Origin of the sequence: Nodularia sp. UHCC 0506 (assembly GCF_034931045.1) — a bacterium.
In the GTDB taxonomy this organism is placed as follows: Bacteria; Cyanobacteriota; Cyanobacteriia; order Cyanobacteriales; family Nostocaceae; genus Nodularia.
The window spans coordinates 46,960-68,302 of record NZ_JAYGHH010000011.1 but is presented as its reverse complement, the minus strand read 5'-3'; the positions used below and the strand labels follow the sequence as shown (position 1 = coordinate 68,302).

15 protein-coding genes are annotated in these 21,343 nt (G+C 39.8%); 6 read left to right on the top strand and 9 right to left on the bottom strand.

Features of this window, described 5'->3' with window-relative positions:
- Positions 1-63: 63 nt before the first annotated feature.
- A complete protein-coding gene (locus VB654_RS09830) occupies positions 64-774 on the bottom strand; it encodes an NYN domain-containing protein (protein ID WP_323213537.1) in 711 nt (236 codons plus the stop codon).
- A 1,080-nt stretch (positions 775-1,854) separates the two neighbouring features.
- Between VB654_RS09830 and bchH the strand changes: the two genes are divergently transcribed.
- Complete coding sequence (gene bchH / locus VB654_RS09825) at positions 1,855-5,592, top strand: magnesium chelatase subunit H (protein WP_323213536.1); 3,738 nt, start codon at positions 1,855-1,857, stop codon at positions 5,590-5,592.
- A 226-nt stretch (positions 5,593-5,818) separates the two neighbouring features.
- Here bchH and VB654_RS09820 read toward each other — a convergent pair whose 3' ends face one another.
- From VB654_RS09820 to VB654_RS09805, 4 genes are all read right to left on the bottom strand, one after another.
- A complete protein-coding gene (locus VB654_RS09820; protein WP_323213535.1) occupies positions 5,819-6,214 on the bottom strand; it encodes a type II toxin-antitoxin system death-on-curing family toxin in 396 nt (131 codons plus the stop codon).
- Positions 6,207-6,827 (bottom strand): hypothetical protein, encoded by a 621-nt coding sequence (locus VB654_RS09815; RefSeq protein ID WP_323213534.1) that lies wholly within the window; start codon positions 6,825-6,827, stop codon positions 6,207-6,209. The genes VB654_RS09820 and VB654_RS09815 overlap by 8 nt, the downstream gene beginning before the upstream one ends.
- 112 nt (positions 6,828-6,939) lie before the next feature.
- Positions 6,940-10,377: a PAS domain-containing protein gene (locus tag VB654_RS09810; RefSeq protein WP_323213533.1), complete on the bottom strand. Its 3,438-nt coding sequence runs from the start codon at positions 10,375-10,377 to the stop codon at positions 6,940-6,942.
- Positions 10,378-10,983: 606 nt separating this feature from the next.
- A complete protein-coding gene (locus VB654_RS09805; protein ID WP_323213532.1) occupies positions 10,984-12,255 on the bottom strand; it encodes a CCA tRNA nucleotidyltransferase in 1,272 nt (423 codons plus the stop codon).
- A gap of 90 nt (positions 12,256-12,345) precedes the next feature.
- Here VB654_RS09805 and VB654_RS09800 point away from each other — a divergent pair, with 90 nt between their 5' ends.
- On the top strand, positions 12,346-12,594 hold the full coding sequence (locus tag VB654_RS09800) for a Ycf34 family protein (protein WP_323213531.1): 249 nt from the start codon (positions 12,346-12,348) through the stop codon (positions 12,592-12,594).
- Between the two features lie 198 nt (positions 12,595-12,792).
- A complete protein-coding gene (tsaB, locus tag VB654_RS09795; protein WP_323213530.1) occupies positions 12,793-13,452 on the top strand; it encodes a tRNA (adenosine(37)-N6)-threonylcarbamoyltransferase complex dimerization subunit type 1 TsaB in 660 nt (219 codons plus the stop codon).
- On the opposite strand, the gene VB654_RS09790 is transcribed toward tsaB, so the two are convergent.
- The 3 genes from VB654_RS09790 to VB654_RS09780 all read right to left on the bottom strand — a co-directional run bounded on the left by VB654_RS09790 (position 13,349) and on the right by VB654_RS09780 (position 15,134).
- Entirely contained in the window at positions 13,349-14,029 is a 681-nt protein-coding gene (locus VB654_RS09790; RefSeq protein ID WP_323213529.1) for a pentapeptide repeat-containing protein, read from the bottom strand. The two genes, tsaB and VB654_RS09790, sit on opposite strands and share 104 nt — an antisense overlap.
- A 231-nt stretch (positions 14,030-14,260) precedes the next feature.
- Positions 14,261-14,500 (bottom strand): hypothetical protein, encoded by a 240-nt coding sequence (locus VB654_RS09785; RefSeq protein ID WP_323213528.1) that lies wholly within the window; start codon positions 14,498-14,500, stop codon positions 14,261-14,263.
- A gap of 262 nt (positions 14,501-14,762) precedes the next feature.
- On the bottom strand, positions 14,763-15,134 hold the full coding sequence (locus tag VB654_RS09780; RefSeq protein ID WP_323213527.1) for a hypothetical protein: 372 nt from the start codon (positions 15,132-15,134) through the stop codon (positions 14,763-14,765).
- Positions 15,135-15,431: 297 nt separating this feature from the next.
- Here VB654_RS09780 and VB654_RS09775 point away from each other — a divergent pair, with 297 nt between their 5' ends.
- Both VB654_RS09775 and VB654_RS09770 read left to right on the top strand, forming a co-directional pair.
- The gene (locus VB654_RS09775; RefSeq protein WP_323213526.1) at positions 15,432-17,759 is read left to right on the top strand and encodes an NACHT C-terminal helical domain 2-containing protein; all 2,328 of its coding nucleotides are present in this window, start codon (positions 15,432-15,434) and stop codon (positions 17,757-17,759) included.
- Between the two features lie 267 nt (positions 17,760-18,026).
- Positions 18,027-18,770, top strand: coding sequence for a cupin domain-containing protein (locus VB654_RS09770; RefSeq protein ID WP_323213525.1), 744 nt, complete (start codon positions 18,027-18,029; stop codon positions 18,768-18,770).
- A 44-nt stretch (positions 18,771-18,814) separates the two neighbouring features.
- Here VB654_RS09770 and VB654_RS09765 read toward each other — a convergent pair whose 3' ends face one another.
- A complete protein-coding gene (locus VB654_RS09765; protein ID WP_323213572.1) occupies positions 18,815-20,086 on the bottom strand; it encodes an aspartate aminotransferase family protein in 1,272 nt (423 codons plus the stop codon).
- A 151-nt stretch (positions 20,087-20,237) separates the two neighbouring features.
- Here VB654_RS09765 and VB654_RS09760 point away from each other — a divergent pair, with 151 nt between their 5' ends.
- Positions 20,238-21,302, top strand: coding sequence for a potassium channel protein (locus tag VB654_RS09760; protein WP_323213524.1), 1,065 nt, complete (start codon positions 20,238-20,240; stop codon positions 21,300-21,302).
- Positions 21,303-21,343 lie beyond the last annotated feature (41 nt).

The window sequence follows — 21,343 nt, the reverse complement described above, 5'->3', positions numbered from 1 at the left end:
ACTCTATTAAACTGATACAAGTAGGTAGGCAGTAATCAATATCAAATTGGCTCAATTGGAGATTTACAGCTTGGAATTAGACAGTACCCGATAACTATAGCCGATATGGGAATCTTTCTGAATGTATTGTTTAATCCTATCGAGGTCAATGAACTCATCAGCAACATCAATCAAACTGTCGCTAGTCAATGCCCGCAAACTGACAACTTCAACACGAGAACCTGTAGCGCTGACAGCATTAACAGCATAAGCTAAATCTCTATCTCCACTCACTAAAATTGCGGTATCATAGTAAGGAGCTAGGGTAATCATATCCACAGCAATTTCTACATTCAAATTGTGTTTTTTGGTATGGTCTGCCAATTGAACTTCTTTGGTAACTACACGATAACCATTGCGACGCATCCAAAAGAGAAAACCTTGTTGTTTTTCATTCGGGCGTGGACGTGCAGCATTTGGTCTGGAGGTATCAATAGCAGTATAAAAGAAAGCACGTAACAACCGTGAACCCCCAGTTAAATGGCAAAGTAGTTTGAGATAGTCGATTTCAATACCAAGTTGTAAGGCTGTATGAAATAGACTTACGCCATCAATAAAAATAGCGACTCGACCACGATTTTCTAGTTTTAACGAGGAACTATGAGATAAAGGTTCACGTTTTTGGGGATTTTCATGTTTTGTAGCATTTTTTATCAAGTTTTTTCTTGGTGGATGAGGTTGTTCCTCTGGGTGTTTATAGACATTTTCCGCTTTGGTAAAATTAGTGGTACTCATTGACTCCTCTAGATTTTAAATCTGGAAACGCTTTTGGGTAAATTGTCAATAGGTAGTTTTTGCGGATTGGTGATCCTAGTACAGCACGGCGTAAATCGCATAATCATGAGTAATCAATAAAAAGCTGATTCTATAAGCTTTTTGACTTTTGACTTTTGATTTTTGACGAACGCCTGGCGGTAATAGCCGCAAATAAACTCAAATTGTGGTAATTGTAGAGATTCCCAAATATAACGCCCCAAGGAGTTGATTAACTCTTGTTTAGGCAGGTTTTACGCAATCTTTCCTTTGCCTACTTCTTGTCATAACTTGGGTGAAAGCAGCTGCGGTGTGATGGTAGAAGTAAGGGTAAACCTTTGGCAGTTAGTTTTATTGTACATTGCTATTGAAAAATCCTTCATTAAGGCAATCTTTGTATATTCATCTAGTGATATTTACCACTAATTTTTGGTTGAAAGTTATCAAAACAAAATATTATTTATTAATTAATTTTTCATACAACAAAAAGAGAATATTTCCAGAGCAACAAACACTCCGTATCTTAGTTTGGACGGTATTAGACATTGGCTACTAGCGGTAATTACCGTTTAATCCGGAAGTTTGTCGGGACATAAATGTTTTAGTTTTTACATGAAAATTGTATCTAAGAATTAGGTCATTAATAATTTCTGCTAATTGCTATTGAAAAATCTCTTAACTTATAGAAGGGTGTCTTGGTCAACTACTCAAAGTTAAATTTGGTTTAAATAAAACTTAAGGTTGGGTTTTAGAGAAGTTAATAATTTTAATTTTAAAAAATATTCTGTGTTCTCATCCCCAGGGATTGATAAATTTATCAAAAAAATACCCCCAGTAGATAGCCAACTAACTGAGGGATTCTGCAAGACGGTATGTCGCATAAAGATATTTGTGAAACTCAGAATACCAACACAGCGATCAGAAAATATGCCAAATTGCCAAATTGTATTTTTTTACCAAGAATTTTCAGTCTCTGGGTAGATTATCTAATTCATTTTGGGGAATGAGCCATGAAACCGAAACTACCTTTAAGATCGTAAAGGGATCTTTCGTAGCTTAGACATGAAACGCATTGTCTTGATTGCTGGATTTGAATCGTTTAACGCTGACTTGTACAGAAAAGTGGCCCAGTTGGCGAAATCGCGCTGTCCTGATTTGGATATTCGGGTGTTTAGCGATCGCCATATTACCAGTCAGCGCAGCGAAGTAGAAACAGCACTCGATGGCGCGGATGTATTTTTTGGTAGTTTAATATTTGATTATGACCAGGTTTTGTGGTTGCGCGATCGCATTGCCCAAATTCCCATCCGTCTAGTATTCGAGTCAGCCTTAGAACTGATGAGTTTAACCAAATTGGGTAACTTTGCCATTGGCGACAAACCCAAAGGAATGCCCAAACCCATTAAATTCATCCTCGATAAATTCAGCAAGGGACGGGAAGAAGACAAACTTGCTGGTTATATTAGTTTCTTAAAAACCGGTCCCAAACTCCTCAAATTCATCCCAGGGCAGAAAGTCCAAGATTTACGCAACTGGTTAATTATCTATGGATACTGGAACGCTGGCGGTTTTGAAAACGTTGCCGCATTATTCTGGATATTAGCCGAAAAATACTTAGATTTAACAGTCGGTGATATTCCCCCACCCATTGAAACCCCCAACATGGGATTACTGCATCCCAACTATCAAGGCTTTTTTACATCCCCCCGTGAATATTTGAAGTGGTATCTTGTGGGGCAGTCGTCTCGGCTGCCATCCTTATCAAAGGGCGGGCAAGATGCCTTATTCTCAAAACCTGTAGTGGGGATTTTACTCTACCGCAAGCACGTTATTACTAAACAACCATACATTCTCCAACTGATTCATCGTTTTGAAGCAGCCGGGTTAATTCCCCTACCCATATTTATTAATGGTGTAGAAGGACACGTAGCGGTAAGAGATTGGATGACCACCGACCACGAAACCCACCAACGACAAAAAGGTAATATTGAAACTCTCTCACTTTCAGATCAAGCCGTCCAAGTAGATGCAATTGTTTCTACCATTGGGTTTCCTCTCGTTGGTGGTCCGGCTGGTTCAATGGAAGCAGGGCGACAAGTGGAAGTAGCGAAACGCATCTTAGCGGCTAAGAATGTACCCTATATAGTAGCCGCACCCCTGCTAATTCAAGATATTCATTCATGGACACGTCAAGGTATAGGTGGACTGCAAAGTGTTGTATTGTATGCCTTACCTGAACTCGATGGGGCAATTGATACCATTCCCCTGGGCGGTTTAGTAGGTGAACAGATTTATCTAGTTCCCGAACGAGTCCAGCGTTTAATTAGTAGAGTCAAAAATTGGATTGCTTTACGCCAAAAGTCAGCATCAGAACGCAAGATAGCGATTATTTTATATGGATTTCCCCCTGGATATGGGGCTGTAGGGACTGCGGCTTTATTGAATGTTCCCCGGAGTCTAATTAAGTTTCTCCACGCCCTCAAAGACCAAGGTTATCAGGTTGGTGAGATTCCTGAAGATGGGGAAGAATTAATACGTCAGGTGAAAGCAGCAGATGAAGAAATGGAAACATGGGAAAAAAATAAGCCTTTTCCCACATCTGCGAATACTGTACATTTCCGGAAGTTAGAAAAATGGTTAGGATATCTGCTAACTTCCCGCATTGAAAAACAATGGAAGTCTTTAACGGGAACTGGAATTAAAACTTATGGGGAGGAGTTACATATTGGTGGTGTGCAGTTGGGTAATGTCTGGATTGGTGTCCAACCACCTTTGGGTATACAAGGGGACCCGATGCGGTTAATGTTTGAACGAGATTTAACTCCTCATCCTCAATATGCAGCTTTCTATAAATGGTTACAAAATGATTTTGCGGCTGATGCTGTGGTTCATTTTGGGATGCACGGGACTGTAGAATGGTTGCCTGGTTCACCGTTGGGTAATACTGGTTATTCTTGGTCGGATATTCTCCTGGGTAATTTGCCTAATCTCTATATATATGCAGCGAATAATCCTTCTGAGTCGATTTTGGCGAAGCGTCGCGGTTATGGGGTGTTAATTTCTCACAATGTCCCCCCTTATGGTCGGGCTGGTTTATATAAGGAGTTGCTGTCTTTGCGGGATTTGATTTCGGAGTATCGTGAAGATCCGCAGAAGAATTATCTGTTGAAAGAGGTTATTTGTAAGAAGATTGTTGATTCTGGTTTGGATGCTGATTGTCCTTTTGATGATGCTAAACGTTTGGGGATTGCTTTTAGTCCTGAGAATGTGCGAATGTTTAGCGATCGCGCTTTTGATGATTATTTGGTGAAGTTGTACGCATATTTGCAGGTGTTGGAGAATCGTCTGTTTTCTTCGGGTTTGCATATTTTGGGGGAACCGCCGAATCAGGAGGAGTTGGCTGGGTATTTGGATGCTTATTTTGGGGAAGAGAACGTTCGCGAAGCGTGCGCGCAGCGCATACCACAGAGGCGTAGAGAACACAGAGAGGAGGAAGAGTTGGTTAGTGGTTTGTTGATGCAATGTACTGATGAGTTGGGGAGTTTGTTGCGGGGGTTGAATGGTGAGTATATTTTGCCTGCGCCTGGGGGTGATTTGTTACGGGATGGGGCTGGGGTGTTACCTACGGGAAGGAATATTCACGCTTTAGATCCCTATAGAATGCCTTCTCCGGCGGCTTTTGCACGGGGACGGGAGGTTGGTCGGAAAGTTATCGCCCAGCATTTGGCTGAACATGGGACGTATCCCGAAACGGTGGCGGTGATGTTATGGGGTCTGGATGCGATTAAGACTAAGGGTGAGTCTCTGGGGATTCTTTTGGAGTTGGTGGGGGCTGAACCTGTGAAGGAGGGGACTGGGCGGATTGTGCGTTATCAGTTGCAGCCTTTGTCTGAGGTGGGACATCCTAGAATTGATATTTTGGGGAATTTGTCGGGGATTTTCCGCGATAGTTTTGTGAATATTATCGAATTATTAGATGATTTGTTTCAACGGGCGGCTGATGCTGATGAACCGGAAGACCAGAATTTTATTAGAAAACACGCTTTAGCTTTACAGGCGCAAGGTGTGGAAAACAGTTCGGCGAGATTGTTTTCTAATCCGGCGGGTGATTTCGGTTCTTTGGTAAATGATCAGGTGGTTGATGGTAATTGGGAATCTGGGGAAGAATTAGGCAATACTTGGCAAGGTCGGAATGTCTTTAGCTATGGTAGACAAGATAAGGGTCAAGCTAGACCGGAGATTTTAAATACTTTATTAAAAACAAGCGATCGCATTGTTCAAGAAATCGATTCTGTAGAATATGGTTTAACGGATATTCAAGAATATTACGCTAATACTGGCGGTTTGAAAAAGGCGGCAGAAATGCAACGGGGTAAGAAGGTGACAACCAGTTTTGTGGAAAGTTTCTCGAAGGATACCACACCCCGCAATTTAGATGATTTACTCCGAATGGAATACCGCAGTAAGTTAGTCAATCCCAAATGGGCGCAAGCTATGGCGAATCAAGGTTCTGGTGGTGCGTTTGAAATTTCCCAAAGGATGACGGCGTTAATTGGTTGGGGTGGGACTGCTGATTTTCAAGATGATTGGGTTTATGACCAAGCGGCTGATACTTATGCTTTAGATGCAGAGATGGCGGAGAAGTTACGCAAAGCGAATCCTGAAGCTTTTCGCAATATTTTAAGCCGAATGATTGAGGCACATGGGCGGGGTATTTGGCAAGCTGATGCAGATAAGTTGGATAAGTTGCGTCGGTTATATGATTTGACTGATGAACAATTGGAAGGTGTGACGGTTTAAATGGGAAATATGGATTGGTGTCACGCAAAGGCGCAAAGAAGAAGAGTTAAGGAGAAATGTTTTAAAAGGCGAATATAATTCGCTACTACACAAGCAAAGTCCACCTGCGTGGACTAATGAAAAAATCAAGGTCTTTATTTTTAACCCGCGTAGGCGGGTTTGGTCTGTATAGCCGCGACTTCTAGTCGCCAGGGCTATTAATAAATTAGACTTTACAAACATCCTATTAGAAGAGTTCTACGATGTGATTTTTCAGCTTTTCAATTAACTGTTCTTTATCCACTTTGTTATCGGCAACCTGTGTTGTTAATTTTTCAGCTTCTTCTGGTGTCATATCCAGTTCGTAATCATTCTGGTTCAAGAAGGCTACCAAGACACCGTAGCCAGTTCGTTTATTGCCATCTACGAAAGCATGATTTTTAATGATGTGAAATAAATATGCTGCTCCTTGCTCAACAATTGTAGGATATAAAAGTTCTCCACCATAAGTTGCTTGAGGTTGGGCAATAGCAGAATCTAGTAAGCCTTCATCGCGTATACCACATAAGCCACCATATTGGATGATAAGCTTATTCTGTATATTTAACACATCTTCTTTTTCAACTAATTTAGGACTATGCAAGATTTTTATACACCTGATCCCATTTTTTCATTGATGCCAAAAACGTCAGCATCGTTTCAGATTCTTGGGGTGTGATGTCTCCTAAGTCTAATTCATTAATTTCTTCTTCAGATAATGCGTTTGTTCTTAAACTAGCTTGAATTAAGGATTGGATTAGATATTTTAGGGATTCTAGTATAATATAAAACTCCTCATCTTGATCAGGCTCATTTCCAGCTTCAAGTATTAATTTTTTGTAGACATTGATAAAATCATAAGTCATTATTTTAAATACTTCTTTCCTATCTTTATTCAAGAGTAAATCCCAGTATTGATCTGCAATTTCTTTGTGCAAAAAATTTATTTTAACACAAAGCAAAACTGCTAATTCATTTTGTTTAGTTTTATCATTTAATCTATGATGTAATTTATTAACTTTATCGAGTTTGTCCTGAAACTTTCTAAATTCTTCTCGGAGTTGAATCAAAGATATTTGCCTGCTGTTTGCTAGTTCAAGTATCTCTGCTGTTACTTCATCTTGAGGGTTAGCATCATTCAGACATCTCTCAAGTATTTCTAATTGTTCTTGAAAGATAGAAATTGTTTCTTGTGGCAGTATGAAGCTGTTTACCATAATTTATGTACCGGGTTGGTGAGGTTAGACGCTCCCCCTAAAATTACTTTACAACATTTCTTCCTTCTTCCTTTGCGACTTTGCGCCTTTGCGCGAAACAAAAAAATCTAAATTACCTATTATTCTTAGCTAATTGCACAACTGCGGCAACTAAAGTATCTGGTTCCACTGGCTTAGGGATGTGCATTTGAAAACCTGCCGCGATCGCCTGTTGTTGGTTAAACTCACCCGCAAATGCTGTGAGAGCGATCGCCGGCACTTGTCCACCTGTTTCCGGCGGTAAAACCCTCAATTTACGTAACAATTCATAGCCATCCATCTGGGGCATCCCAATATCACTAACTAAAATATCTGGCTGAGACTGGACTATAATTCTAAATGCTTCCCAGCCTGATGCGGCTTTAGTCACTTCTGCACCATACATTTTTAGCACAAAGGCGATAAAATCCCGCGAATCAGCATCATCATCCACAACTAAGATTTTCATACTATTTAAATCTAAAGTTGCTTCAGACAGTGGATTATTTGTTGATATATCTAATTCAAGGGAATTCTGGCGCAGATTCTCTCCGCTTTTACGCAATGGTAGTTTTACAGTAAAAATTGCTCCCTGTCCTTCACCTAAACTCCTAGCCTCAACAGTACCCCCATGTAACTCCACTAACTGCCTAACAATTGCTAGTCCTAAACCTAATCCACCAAACTTTCTAGTAATTGAACTATCTTCTTGACGAAAGTAATCAAATATGTATGGCAAAAATTCCGGGCTAATACCTTTGCCTGTATCACTAACTTGGATTTGAGCCATAGAATCACATTCCTCTAACCGGACTTCAACTTTCCCGCCGGGAGAGGTAAACTTAACAGCATTAGATAGAAGATTCCAGATAATTTGTTGTAAACGAGCCGAATCACCTGTAATTTCCCCGATATTCTCCTTCAAAATAGTTTGGATGGTAATTTCTTTAGCAGAAGCCGCTAAACTCACAGTATCTAACGCTGCGGTAATAATCTTTGCTAGATTCACACTAGATACATTTAAAGTTAATTTGCCCTGGAGGATACAAGAAACATCCAGCAAATCTTCAATCAGGTCAACCTGTAATTTAGCATTGCGTTCAATAGTTTCTATTGCTTGAGCCGTCTTAGCTTTGTCCAGCCTGCCAGTTTTCAACAGATGCACCCAACCCATAATCGGATTAAGGGGCGTTCGCAGTTCATGGGAAAGGACTGCAAGAAATTCATCTTTAATGCGATTGGCTTTTTCTGCTTCTGCACGTGCTGCTTGTTGTTGTTGCAAAGCACTCCATAGAGATGATTCTACCCGTTTATAATCATCAACATCAGTAGAAGAACCAAACCACTTAATAATCTCTCCTTTGTGATTACGTAAAGGAAAAGCTCTACCCAAATGCCAGCGATACTGCCCATCACTAGCACGACGGAAGCGGCATTCTATGTCAAAATTTTTACCTGTACTAACCGATTCATTCCAAGCATCTATGGTTATTTTCACATCTTCGGGGTGCAGTACAGCTTCCCAACCCCAACCTTGAGTTTGCTCCCAAGTCATGCCAGTATAGTCAAACCAGCGTTGGTTATAGTAGTCTATCCAGCCATCCGGCCGAGCCGTCCAAACAATTTGTGGCATAGTGTCTGCCAAAGTCCGGAAATTTAATTCGCTGGTTTTAAAAGCTTCTCTAGCTTGGATATGATCTGTAATATCAGTATTAGTACCGTACCATTTAATTATTTTTCCTTTTTGGTCACGCAAAGGCAGTGCTTGTCCTAAAATCCAACGATATTCCCCATTCTTAGAAAGCAAGCGAGTCTCTACCTCGTATTCGGAACCAGTTTGCACAGAGTGATTCCACACTTTTTTCACTCGTGCTAAATCTTCTGGATGTACAATATCACACCATCCATCAGTTTGCAGTTGTTTCAGTGACTTACCTGTAAAATCGCGCCATCTCTGGTTATAGTAATCCAATTCACCATTCGGTAATGCTGTCCATACCTGTTGCGGAATAGTTTCGGTCATCAACCGCAAGAGATATTCACTTTCTTGCAACGCCTGTTCTGAGCGATATTTCTCAATAGCCACACCTGCGAGGTGAGACGCACTCTCGATTAGTTTTTGCTCTGATGGTTGCGGAGTGCGTGGTGTAGAATAGTACAGCGCAAAGGTTCCTAAAACATTCCTTTGGCTATCTAAAATCGGCGCAGACCAACAAGCTTTGAGATTGTGAGGCAGTACCAAATCACGGTATTTTTCCCATTTTACATCGTTAGCAATATCTGAGACAATTACCGTTTTTTTAGTATAAGCAGCTGTGCCACAACTGCCGATATCTGCACCCACAGGCACACCATCTGCTAATGCTTGAATATATTTCTCTGGTAGGCTGGAACCGACAGTCAGATGTAATTTAGTTTGCGATTCATCTAGTAACATAATCGAGCAAAAAACTTGATTTAACCTAGCCTCAATAGATTGGGTTAAATTTATCAACACTTCCTGGAGAGGTACACCTGTCGCAATCAATTCTAAAATCTTATTTTGCAGCGATAAGAGGGCTTCATTTTGCTTACAACGAGTCACATTCTGCTGTAGCATCATGCCCGCAAAAATTTTTCCTTGCTGGTTGTGAACAGGAACAGTATAAGTTTCGTAGATTTGATTTTGATAAGCGATTTCTTGAATGGTAGTTTTACCTAATAAAGCATCACGATACAAAGGTTCTATGACTTGGCAAGTTTCTTTAGGAAAGACTTTCCCAACAGTTTTGCCAATCATGGAATCAGCTTCTAATCCCATCACTGCTAACTCAGTACCTTCACATATTAAATAACATAAATTGTGGTCAAATAAGTAAACAGCACCATTGGGGATATGCTGCATCAGGGTGCGGTAAAGTATTTCTCGTTCAGCTAAAATGGCATTAGCTGGTAGTAGCTGTTGTTTAATTTTTGGCTGATAGACACTAATAAATAATTGTTTATTGATTTCAATAGCAGCATCACTACTAAATTGTTGGTTTTTAATTTCAGTAATATCGATAAATGTCGTGACAACAGCATAGGGTACAGCTTGATTAGCTGGAAATAAAGGCTGGCAATTTAACAATAACCAACCTAATGTACCAGTGGGTCTATAAAAACCAATCACAATATTTTGACATGGCTGCTGTGTTTGGAGAGTAACTATAGCCGGATGAGTTGCTGGTGTCACAACTGACCCATCTTCATGAATCATTTGCCAGGGAGGTTCAAAAAACGTTTTTCCTAAAATTTGTTGTGTCTGATAACCCAAAATTTTCTCGGCAGCAGAATTACAGGCTTGTATAGTTGTGTCAGCCAACTGAAAAATCATGCCCTCTTCTTGAGTAGAACTAATTACTAACTCGTTTTTTTGACTTTCTTCTAGAAATTTTATTTCTTGTGAATGTAAAGGATTAATAGCTACATTTAATTGCTCTAACTCCGTATTTTGTTGTGGCAATGATAGCTCGGCAATATTTGGCTGCTGGGAATTTTCTTGGTTTGGCATTATATCAAATTTCAGAATTTAAACTAATTTTTGCGAAACCTCGTATTGATTTAGGTAAGATATTTTTTGAAGTAATTTAATCTAAGTTAATATAAATTTATTTACAGCAGATTTAATTTTTTAGAGGTACACTAAGGCTGTTTAGGATTAATATTTGTAGCTCATCTACCTGTAAACTGCTGTATCCTGCGATTACTATACAATTAATTTATAGAATAATGGCATCGCTGATACTCATATTTTAGCCCATACTCAAGCCTGAATGTAGGAAATTTTTCTTTATTTGTGTAAACTCTATACTTCACGTTTTAGGTTTATTCTTGACATTTTAATGGGGTTTACAAGGGGTTTTTTCTGCCAAATGAGGATTCAAGAGTTTAAGCTGCTAATCTATTTGAGATATCTCAGAATGCAAATTTTGTGAAGATAATTTACGCTCACAGTTAGCAAAATTACAAATCTCCAAGAAGCAAGAACCACAAGCAGCAATGATGAGTAAAATTCTTTGTTTTCAGTCAATTACGAATAAAAATCCATCAAACTTGTGCGGGCAAGATGTCCACGCCACAATAAAATTTATTTCGATAATTGAAAGATGTTATGCCTCTAGTCTAATAGTACACTCTGCGCCCAGGCGATCGCTTGTTCTGGAGTCGAGATTTTACCCTCAGCTTGGGCTACAGCAATTTCTGTTAATAATTCGCCCAACTTTGGCGAAGGTGAAATATTTAATGCTATTATTAGTTCGTCGCCACTTACTAGTTGAGTGGGGTGAGCAACCAGATCATCAGGGTTCAGGTAGCGGCTGATTAATGGTGCGTAGAAGCGTAGCGACTGGTCGCCAGATATCGCCGATACCAAATTATCATCTACTAAGGCTAAGATTATTGTAGCCGCAAATACATTTCCCACTGCTTGGAAGAAAAAATACTGTTCTCGCACAGACATATTAGCTGATTTTAGCTGCGGAACCAGTTTAAGGGCGGTGGTGACAGCTTTAATTTCCGCACGGCTATAAGTTAGTGCTTGCAGTTCTCGTTCTGCAACTTCTGAACTAGGGTGAACCAGATAAGCCAGTTTAGCAATACCTAACCAGGTAGTTTTTACTGTGTCGCGGACAGACTTTTGCAGTTCTGCACTCAGTTGCGGCCAGTTTTGGGCAATTAAAGCGGCTACTGTTTCCAGTTTTGCTAGTTTTTCCCAGCTTTGGGTAGTTGCATTTGGAAAGAAAGGGGTAAGTAAACTATTTTCTGCGGCTTTTTTTAGCCAGAATGTACCTTGAGAATTTGCTAACAAATAACCAATTTCTACCCGCACTCGTTCAGCAGCGACTGTGGTGATATGTGATGCCAAAGTCTGAATTGTTGCTTGGGTAGTTGGATCAATGGTAAAACCAAGTTGGGCAGCTTGACGATATGCCCGCATTAATCGCAGAGGGTCGTCTTGGAGGTTTGCTGCTGATACCATTCTTAATATACCCTGTTCTAAATCAGCCCGACCTTGTAACGGGTCGATGATTTCTGCGGTATGGGGATTATAAGCGATCGCATTAATTGTAAAATCTCTTCTATGCAAATCAGTCTCTAAACTATCGCCTTCCTGTTGGGCAAAATCAACTGTAGCTTCGGGAAAAACCACACGGGCGATTTGTCTTTCAGGGTCGAGTAGCACAAAACCAGCATGATAATGAAGAGCGATCGCCTCAGCCACTGCCACCGCCCCAGAGGGTATAATAAAATCCAAATCCAAATATTCACGAGTTCTACCCAAAAGGGCATCACGTACCGCACCACCGACAATATAAGCAGATTGCGGCAACCATTCCCAGCCAAAAGGCCAATTTTCAGGAACTAGAGTAGGATATATCAAATCGCGCATTGTGATAAAAATCAACCCAATAACTAGTGAATAAAAATTGAGCTTAAGTTACATTAACAATAAAGAAAGGTTTTTGGAGACAGTTCTATTATGTGTATTTGCGTGAACTGCCACTATGTAGACCGTTGTGAAACCTACCACGCCGTAGAAGCACAACACCAACAGCCCCATTTAACCCAAAATCCCACCTTCGACCCGAATGAACCCTCCATTAACGTCAACATCCGCACAAGCGGGGAAATGATTGAAATGGAATGGGACGTTGTGGGTTGTCTCAGTTTCAAACAGGAAACGGGTAAATGGTCGAAATTGCGTCCTGGTGAACTAGTACCCACCTGATGAAAACTAATTGTTGTCTATTCAAAGCGGCTACTGCTATTCCTGTAGTAGTCGTAAACTCTATAGTAAACTTCTCCCCTTCTCCCCTTGGCGTACTTGGCGACTTGGCGGTTCGATAATCCATACGACCTAAATAAAGCCACGATTATATGATTGAATAAATAAAACACCCACAAATCATCAACATTTAAATTAACCTTGACCCCAGAACCACAAAACCTTGCATCCCAAAAATACGCCATCTCACTACACACCACAACTCCCGAACTGGGGTTGGCTATCAGTAATTTTGCTGGTGAAACTCGCGCTGATACTTGGGATTTGGGGCGCGATTTATCTAGCTACGTACATCAATATTTAAAAGAATTTATCAAACCTCAAACCTGGGCAGATGTAGCATTTATCGCCGTAGCTAAAGGACCCGGTGGTTTTACAGGGACTCGTATTGGTGTAGTCATTGCCCGCACCTTGGGACAACAGTTAAATATACCCGTATTTACCATTTCCACCTTAGCAGCAGTAGCCTGGGCGAACAAAGGTCAAAATCAATCAAAACCAGCAGTTATAGCCGTAGAAATGGCAGGACAACGAGGAAAAGTTTTCGGTGGTATTTACCAAATATCTGTTGATAACTTCAGCATCAAAGCCTTATTACCAGATACCGTATTTACACCAGAAGCATGGCAAGAAACCTTAGCCAATTGGCACAGTGAATATCAACTAATTAAAGCCACATCTGGTTTAGCTGCAACAGTTAGTTGTATTTTGGAACTGGCTTATTTAGATTGGCAACAAGGTAAACATCCTCATTGGTTCGAGGCACTACCATATTATGGCCAGCATCCGGTAGATATTTAAGCATCGACTTTCGACCCAATGAAACCGAACAAGTTTCATTCTGTGGCTTAAGAAATATGCCAGCACCAATCAAAGCCACTAAAATTGGTACAGCGACATACTGAATATACCATCTGATATTTCCAGGTTGAGAGATAGCATCTTTGAAGATTGCACCTCGATTTTTTAGTATCCGCTTGATATCTTCAGTTAAACCCTCACAACTTTCAAATACTGCATTTTCTACCTTGACATCATTAAAGATGGTGTCATTAAGCTTAACTTTTTTGAGAGTAGCATATCGTAAATCTGAACCAGTTAAATTTGCCCCAGATAGATTAGCTTGACACAAGTTAGCCCCATTGAGCTTGGCATTATGCAATTTAGCCCCACACAAACTAGCACCCGTTAAATCTGCACCACATAGTTGTGTATTCTTGAAATTGGCTCCATTTAAATTACAATAACTTAAATTACAGCCATTGAGTTTAGTTTCCATAAATAAGTTGTGACTGAAGTTGTAGTTGCTGAGATCGTGGTAGCTTAAATCTTGCTGGGAAAAGTCATTATTTGCAGAGTTGTTAGCAATTAAATTCATAATTTTTCCCTCATCTAAATAGTAGACTTAATTAAATAGGACTTACGTAACTGGCATATTATTTTAAGTTCGTAGTGAGGACTTTAGTCCTCAAAATCAGGGCTAAAGCCCTTACTACAAGCAGAAAATTTTTATTTTTTGTGGCACTTGCGTAAATCCTGTTAAAGAGCAGATGCTAACCACGTCTTTGTATAGCAACAAATAAATTTTGGTTATTAATGCTAAAGCAAATCAACGAGAAGATTCATAGATAATGGCAACTGCAAATAAACAGAATATAGAAACTGCAATGCGGAAAAGCCATGCCCATATACTTGGATATAACAGCATTTGCACCACTTGAGAAACTCCAAAAACTCTAGATATGACAAATGCGATCGCAAAACCCAGCAGAGTCAATAAAAAATATTTCAACCCTTTGCAAGCCAAATAAAATAAATAACCACTGCCATTATTTAGTTTGTTTTTCATGATTTTTACCTTGGGAAAATAAGAACATAAAATCGAATTACTCTCAACCACACTAATTTGCAACTTTTAGTTTATAAAAATGAGATTCTTGTCTTAACTAATGCCAACAAAAAAGCTGGCCAGTGACATCCCACTACAACCAGCTTTTGTGATTAAGTTCTAATCCTCCCAGCTTATTTATAAACTAAATTTTTAATTATTTCATTTAGTTGCAGCAAAGGACTAAAGTCCTTACTACAAACGTTGAATTATTTCTGCTGCTCTACTTATCTGTCCCCATACAAACTCGGTAAGAAGGGCTAACCGTGGCAATAAATGCTCTGGTGTCGGGATATTCTAGGTTAATTACACCATAGCCACGCCCCAAAGATAGAGCTGTTAGGGCGGCTTGAAAAAATCGTGATGGACAGCTAAACTCTTTACTTTCGATGACACGCATCAATGTGTCAAGTGACGTTGGTAAGGAATTCTCAAGTGCAAAGTATTCTAGCTGTTTCTTAGAAAAATGAAAGCTTTTGACATTCGGAACCACTAAATTAAGGTGATTTCCGTCTACAGTTCTTACGGTGCAATTGAACGGACAACCCGGACTAGGCATAATTTTAACTAACTCCGTGATTTCCCTTATGTCCATAAAGCCTTAGCCTCCTCTGGTACGAGTGTGCCTGCGTTTATCTCCGTGTTTACTCAGATGATAAACGTATGTCGCTTTATCTGTCAAGCTAATGTCTGTCTAAAGTTATTTTAACGTCTGTTTATTGTCGTAGTATAATGGTTGATGCCGTGATAAAACCAATGAAAAGCTTACCCAATAGACTTTTGATTGGTTGCAAGTGGTGAACCAGCACTGCTTTAGAGTTTCCCTGAGTCAGCAGATAGCTATGCTTACCGCCCTGACAGTTTACTAAAAAAAATTTCGGATGGAGTCACTATGGCAAAGCCTACATTACAAGCTTCGTTGGCAGGAATCCAAATCATCAAAGAATCCCTAACCAAGCAGGGATTAACACAAAAAATGCTCGCCGATAGGTTAGAACTTCATCGTTCCGTCATTAGTGCCTTACTGAACGGCAAACCAATTCTATTAGATAACTTTCTCCAAATCAGTGCTGCTTTGGGTTTTGACCAAGACTGGTATAAACTTACGACACCAGCAGTCGAGGTTAATCAAAATCCAATTGATTCGAGCCATCAAAATGAGGTCGATATTGCACCTTTGGTAAAACAAGTCCGCCGTAACATCAAAGAGATTACTCAAGAATGGTGCGGCACAATGCGCGTATTAGATATGTCGCAACCAATACAAATAAATCAAATATATACAGATGTTAATATTTTAGAAAAGCTAACTGCTCACAGACGCAAGACAATTAAAGAATTACTGGCAGAGTCTAATTTAGAAGACTTGGAAAGATTTGGATTAGGTAGAGTCACTGAAGAACGAGTTCCGGGTGAAAGTGCAGTTACCAAATATAAAAAGCTGATTGTTTTAGGTAAGCCTGGAGCCGGAAAAACTACTTTTCTCAAGTATTTAGCTCTTCAGTGTAACGAAGGATTATTTATGCCCAATTTTGTGCCGATTTTTATTAATCTTAAGTATTTTGCTGAATCTCCTAATTCTCCTGCTTTGTTAGAGTATATGGGACAAATATTTGCTGAATGTGGAATCAATTTTGAGCAGATTCAAGAACTCTTTGTACACAAATCAGTTTTAGTACTATTGGATGGATTAGATGAGGTAAAAAACGAACATTACGAAAGAACATTAAATGAAATTAGGAATTTATCTCGGATATATTATGATAACTATTTTATTATTACTTGCAGAATAGCTGCTAAAGAATACTCTTATGATGTATTAGATAAATTTGCTGAGGTTGAATTAGCAAATTTTAATGAAGAACAAATTCAAATATTTATTTCTCAATGGTTGGAATCTAAAAATAAAAGTCTGATTTCAGCAGAAGAGTTAGTTAAAGCTTTAAAAAAGAATAACCGCTTATCTCAATTGGCAGTAACACCTTTATTGCTAACCTTAATTTGTTTAGTGTTTGAGGAAAAATGTAATTTTCCTAATAACCGTTGCGAATTATATACAGAAGGAATTGAGATTCTTCTCAATAAATGGGATGCTAAACGAGGAATCCAACGCGAGCAAGTTTATCAAGAACTTTCTTTGCAAAGGAAAAAAGATTTGTTAAGTTATATAGCTTTCAAGACTTTCCAAGAAAAAGAATTTTTCTTCTCGAAAAAAGAAGCCAAACTTTATATTAAAGAATATATCCAAAATCTCAGTATTAATGCTGACCGAGAACCAGAAGCTTTACAATTAGATAGTGAGGCAATTTTACAAGCTATTGAAGCACAACATGGACTTTTAGTAGAAAGAGCTAAAGGAATTTATTCTTTTTCTCACTTAACTTTTCATGAGTATTTTGTTGCCCGTGAAATCAATGTCCGAAAGCGTCCACAGAGAGAAGCTTTTCAAGAGTTAGCAAACCATTTAAGTGACCGTTACTGGAAGGAAATATTTTTGCTGTCAGCTGAAATGGCTCAACCAGATGCCACGCTTTTTTTCACGATTCTCAAAGAAAGAATTGATGAAATGATAGAGAAAAATCAGAAAATTCAAGATTTTTTGGTTTATATACAGCAACAATCTTTAATTCATCAAACTTCGGTTAAATTGTCAGCAATCCGAGCTTTTTATTTTGATATTGATTTTGATATAGATCAAGAGCGACGACTGAGTTTATTACTAGATCCTGCGGCTAATTATTTAGTTTGTGGCAGCTTTTTTGCTCGTGTTTTTCAAGAAACTAGTTTTGAAGAGGGTATCAATATTGCTGAAAATTATGATCAAAATGCCAGACCGGAGGAGCCAAAAATTAGTGAGGTTTCCTCAGCTAATAAAGCCATGTATCTTGCTCTCAAATATGCCCTAGCATCTCACCAATTACAGCCAGGGTTAAGAACTGTTTTAGAAAAAATCTACCAAAATGATGCTCAGATTAATCATGGTGAACTTGACGAAGAAAAGCTGAAAATCTTAGCTGATAAATCTAGAAGCCTCGCTAAAAATAACCGTCATATAGGAAGTAATAATTGGCAATTTAATGAGCAGGATAAAAATTTGCTTAAGCAATATTATCAGGCTGTTTTGCTATTGGTCGAGTGTTTGAATACTGATTGTATTATTCAACAGGAATTTCGCAAACAGCTTTTAGATTCAGTACTATTGCATCTTGACAGTAATTAAAACTTGTAATATAAATAAGGCTGTTATTTTATGAAGTTTTTCGGTTCGATTATAGATATACGTCTGGATGATAAGTAAGTAGTCGCCAATAATTAAAGGTTTGTAGTCAGGATTAAAATTTTGAATTAAGGGCTAAAGCCCTTACTACGAGCTAAGTTATCATATTTTTACATTTCTTCACATAGTTATGTTTATTTTCGCTAACTTACTTAGCTGGGATGATTTTCAAAAATATTAATAATTACAAATACATCTATTAAATCGCTCATGACACTCCAAATTTATCAAAATTTAATTCACGGCAATCTTGCCAAATTTAACGAGCAAGTACCAGATTGCTTTATGGGTTGGAATGGAGATTCTATTCAACTTCCCGATACAGGAACTCATTTCGGCTTTGTTTATAGTGGTCATCCCGTTTTGTATCGTCATGCGGGTTTACAAGACTACAAGCTTCACTCTGGGATGTACTTTAGTTTATCTGGAGGGGGTGTAGTTGGGGGTGAAAATTCATCGGGTTTTGTGGTGACTTGTCCAACTTTTAAAGGGGTATTTATGATTGGGGGGGAAATTGAATCTATCGGTAGGTTAAGTTATATCGATGGCGGTACAGATAATGTGCTGATTCCGCCAATTATGTCTGGAGATCCTTGCTTGAATGCTTTATATTTTCCCCCAGGAGTGGATCAGACGATTCATTCTCATCCTAGTTATCGGCTAATTATGGTAGTTGAAGGTGGTGGAGAATGTGAAACACCTGATGGTATTATTCCTTTGCAACCAGGGATGACTATTTTTATTCCTGCTCATCACCTGCACAAGTTTCGGACACAGGGAGATAATTTAACTGTTGTTTGTTTTCATCCCGACTCTGATACGGGATTTACTCATACCAATCACCCTATGCTCAAACGTACAATGGTGGCGGGTATCAGTGCCGCCAATTTGCCAGAAATTCAGACAAAAAGGGTTATAAACAGCGAGAGACAAGTAAGAACCTATCCTCGCTGAAATGGCTTAAGCTGTGAGAGAGGCGATACGGCTTTAGCCGTTAGCTACGCTATCGCCTGTTCAACAGCTTGTAATGCCAAATTAACCTCCGCTTCAGTTACAATCAATGGCGGTACAAAGCGGACAACTTTCGGACCGGCTGGGACTAGCAAAACACCCTTGTCCATAGCAGCCTTCACAACATCAGCTGCTGTTAACTGAATATCTGCTTGTAACTCCATACCATTAATTAAACCCCAACCCCGAACTTCAGAAATTAGGTGAGGATATTTAGCTGCGATCGCATTTAATCCATTTCGCAACTGTATCCCCCGTGCTTCCACATTCTGCAAAATATTTTCTTTTTCTAAAGTCTGACAAACAGCCAGCGCTACACCACAAACAAAGGGATTACCGCCAAAAGTGCTGGCGTGTTCTCCTGGTTGGAAAACATCGCAGAACTTCTTACTCATCATCGCCCCAATGGGGATACCACCGCCCAAACCTTTAGCACTGGTGAAGATATCCGGTTCTACTCCCAGGTGTTCATAACCCCATAACTTACCACTGCGTCCCATGCCAACTTGCACTTCGTCGAACATCAACAAAACGCCAGTTTCATCACAAACTTTCCGCAGCTTTTGGAAGTAAGCCACATCACCAGGACGTACACCACCTTCTCCTTGCAACGGTTCAATTAAAATTGCCGCTACACGATAATCACCTTCATCTAATTCACTAATTGCGGCCTCAATAGCGTTTATATCGTTATAGGGGACATATTCAAAACCAGGGACTAAAGGCTGAAAATGTTTTTGATACTTCGGTTGTCCGGTAGCGGTAATTGTCGCCAAAGTTCGACCGTGAAAACTAGCATTGGCGGTTAAAATAATCGGCTTGTCAATGTCTAGAACTGTGTGGGCATATTTCCGCGCCAGTTTAATCGCGGCTTCGTTCGCCTCAGCCCCAGAGTTGCAGAAAAATACCCGATCAGCACAGGAATGTTCTACTAGCCATTGGGCTAATTCGCCTTGTTCGGGAATATAGTACAAATTGGAAACATGATGCAGCTTCTGGATTTGGCGTGTTACCGCTTCTATCATAGCGGGGTGGGCGTGTCCAAGGGTGCAAGTGGCTATTCCGGCTACAAAGTCCAGATATTCACGTCCCTGGGTATCCCAAACCCGACAGCCAGCACCCCGGTCTAAAGCTAGGGGAAACCGGGCATAAGTTGACATTACGGCTTGATCGAAGCTATCAGCGTCAAAAGGGCTAGATGACATAAAACCTGATGTTGGGGGGATGGTAGCTTGCTCAATGAGAGTTTCTATGCTCACGACCGCGCCTCCTGATAAGTCTTTAATTTTAATAGTCACTTACTAGTTTGCTAGATATTTATAAAAATTACATTTTATTTATTAAATCTGATACTTTTTGAGAAGCTAACGGTTAAATATCCTGCCAAAAAATGGTAGCGGTGAGAAAACTTTGTATTCTGTACTTGAGAAGAAATACCGACGACTGCAAAAAGAGCTAACAGTGGGGGCGATTTCTCTGGCTGGCGTTGTCCTGACTGGCACTTTGTGGTACAAGTTCGTGGAAGGTTGGTCATGGGAAGAAGCGGCTTACATGACAGTTATCACTTTAACCACTGTGGGCTTTGGTGAAACCAACCCGTTGAGTAGCCGAGGAAGATTATTTACAATTGCCTTAATTCTGTTGGGTGTAGTCACTATTGGTTACATGGTCAACAGATTTACAGAAGCCGTGATTCAAGGCTATTTTCAAGAAGGAATGAGGCTACGGCAACAGAGAAAGTTAATGGAATCACTGACAAAACATTATATTATCTGTGGATTTAGTCGCACTGGTCGTCAAATTGCTAAAGAATTTCAGGCAGAGGGTGTACCTTTTGTGGTGGTTGATGCAAATTTAGAATCTGTGGAAGATGCACAAGCACAAAACTACATCACATACCAAGGTGATGTAACTCTGGATGAAACGCTCTTGAAAGTTGGTGTAGAACGAGCGATTTGTATAGTGGCTGCATTGCCTTCAGATGCCGAAAATTTATATACCGTGTTAACCGCAAAAACACTGAATCCAGGAATTAGAGCGATCGCACGGGCAAGTACAGAAGAATCTGTCAAAAAGTTACAGCGTGGTGGGGCTGACACCGTAGTTTCACCGTATATCACTGGTGGTAAACGCATGGCCGCTGCTGCCCTCAGACCCCAAGTGTTGGATTTTGTCGATGGTTTCATTTCTGGTGTAGATCGCCAATTTTATATGGAAGAATTTTTACTTGACCCGGCTGTGTATCCTTTTGTGGGTCAAACTTTAAGACAAGCGAGATTGCGATCGCAATCCGGAGCCTTAGTAATTGCCATTCGTCGCGCTGATGGTCATCTCATTGGTGGCCCCACTGGCGATACTGTTTTATTACCAGGAGATACCCTGATTTGCATGGGTACATCTGAACAATTGCGTAGTTTGAACCAAATTCTCATCCCCATTGCTGCCCGAAGACGGCAACGACCGAGAAATAACTAGTACAGCACGGCATAAATAGACAGACTATTCAAAATCAATGA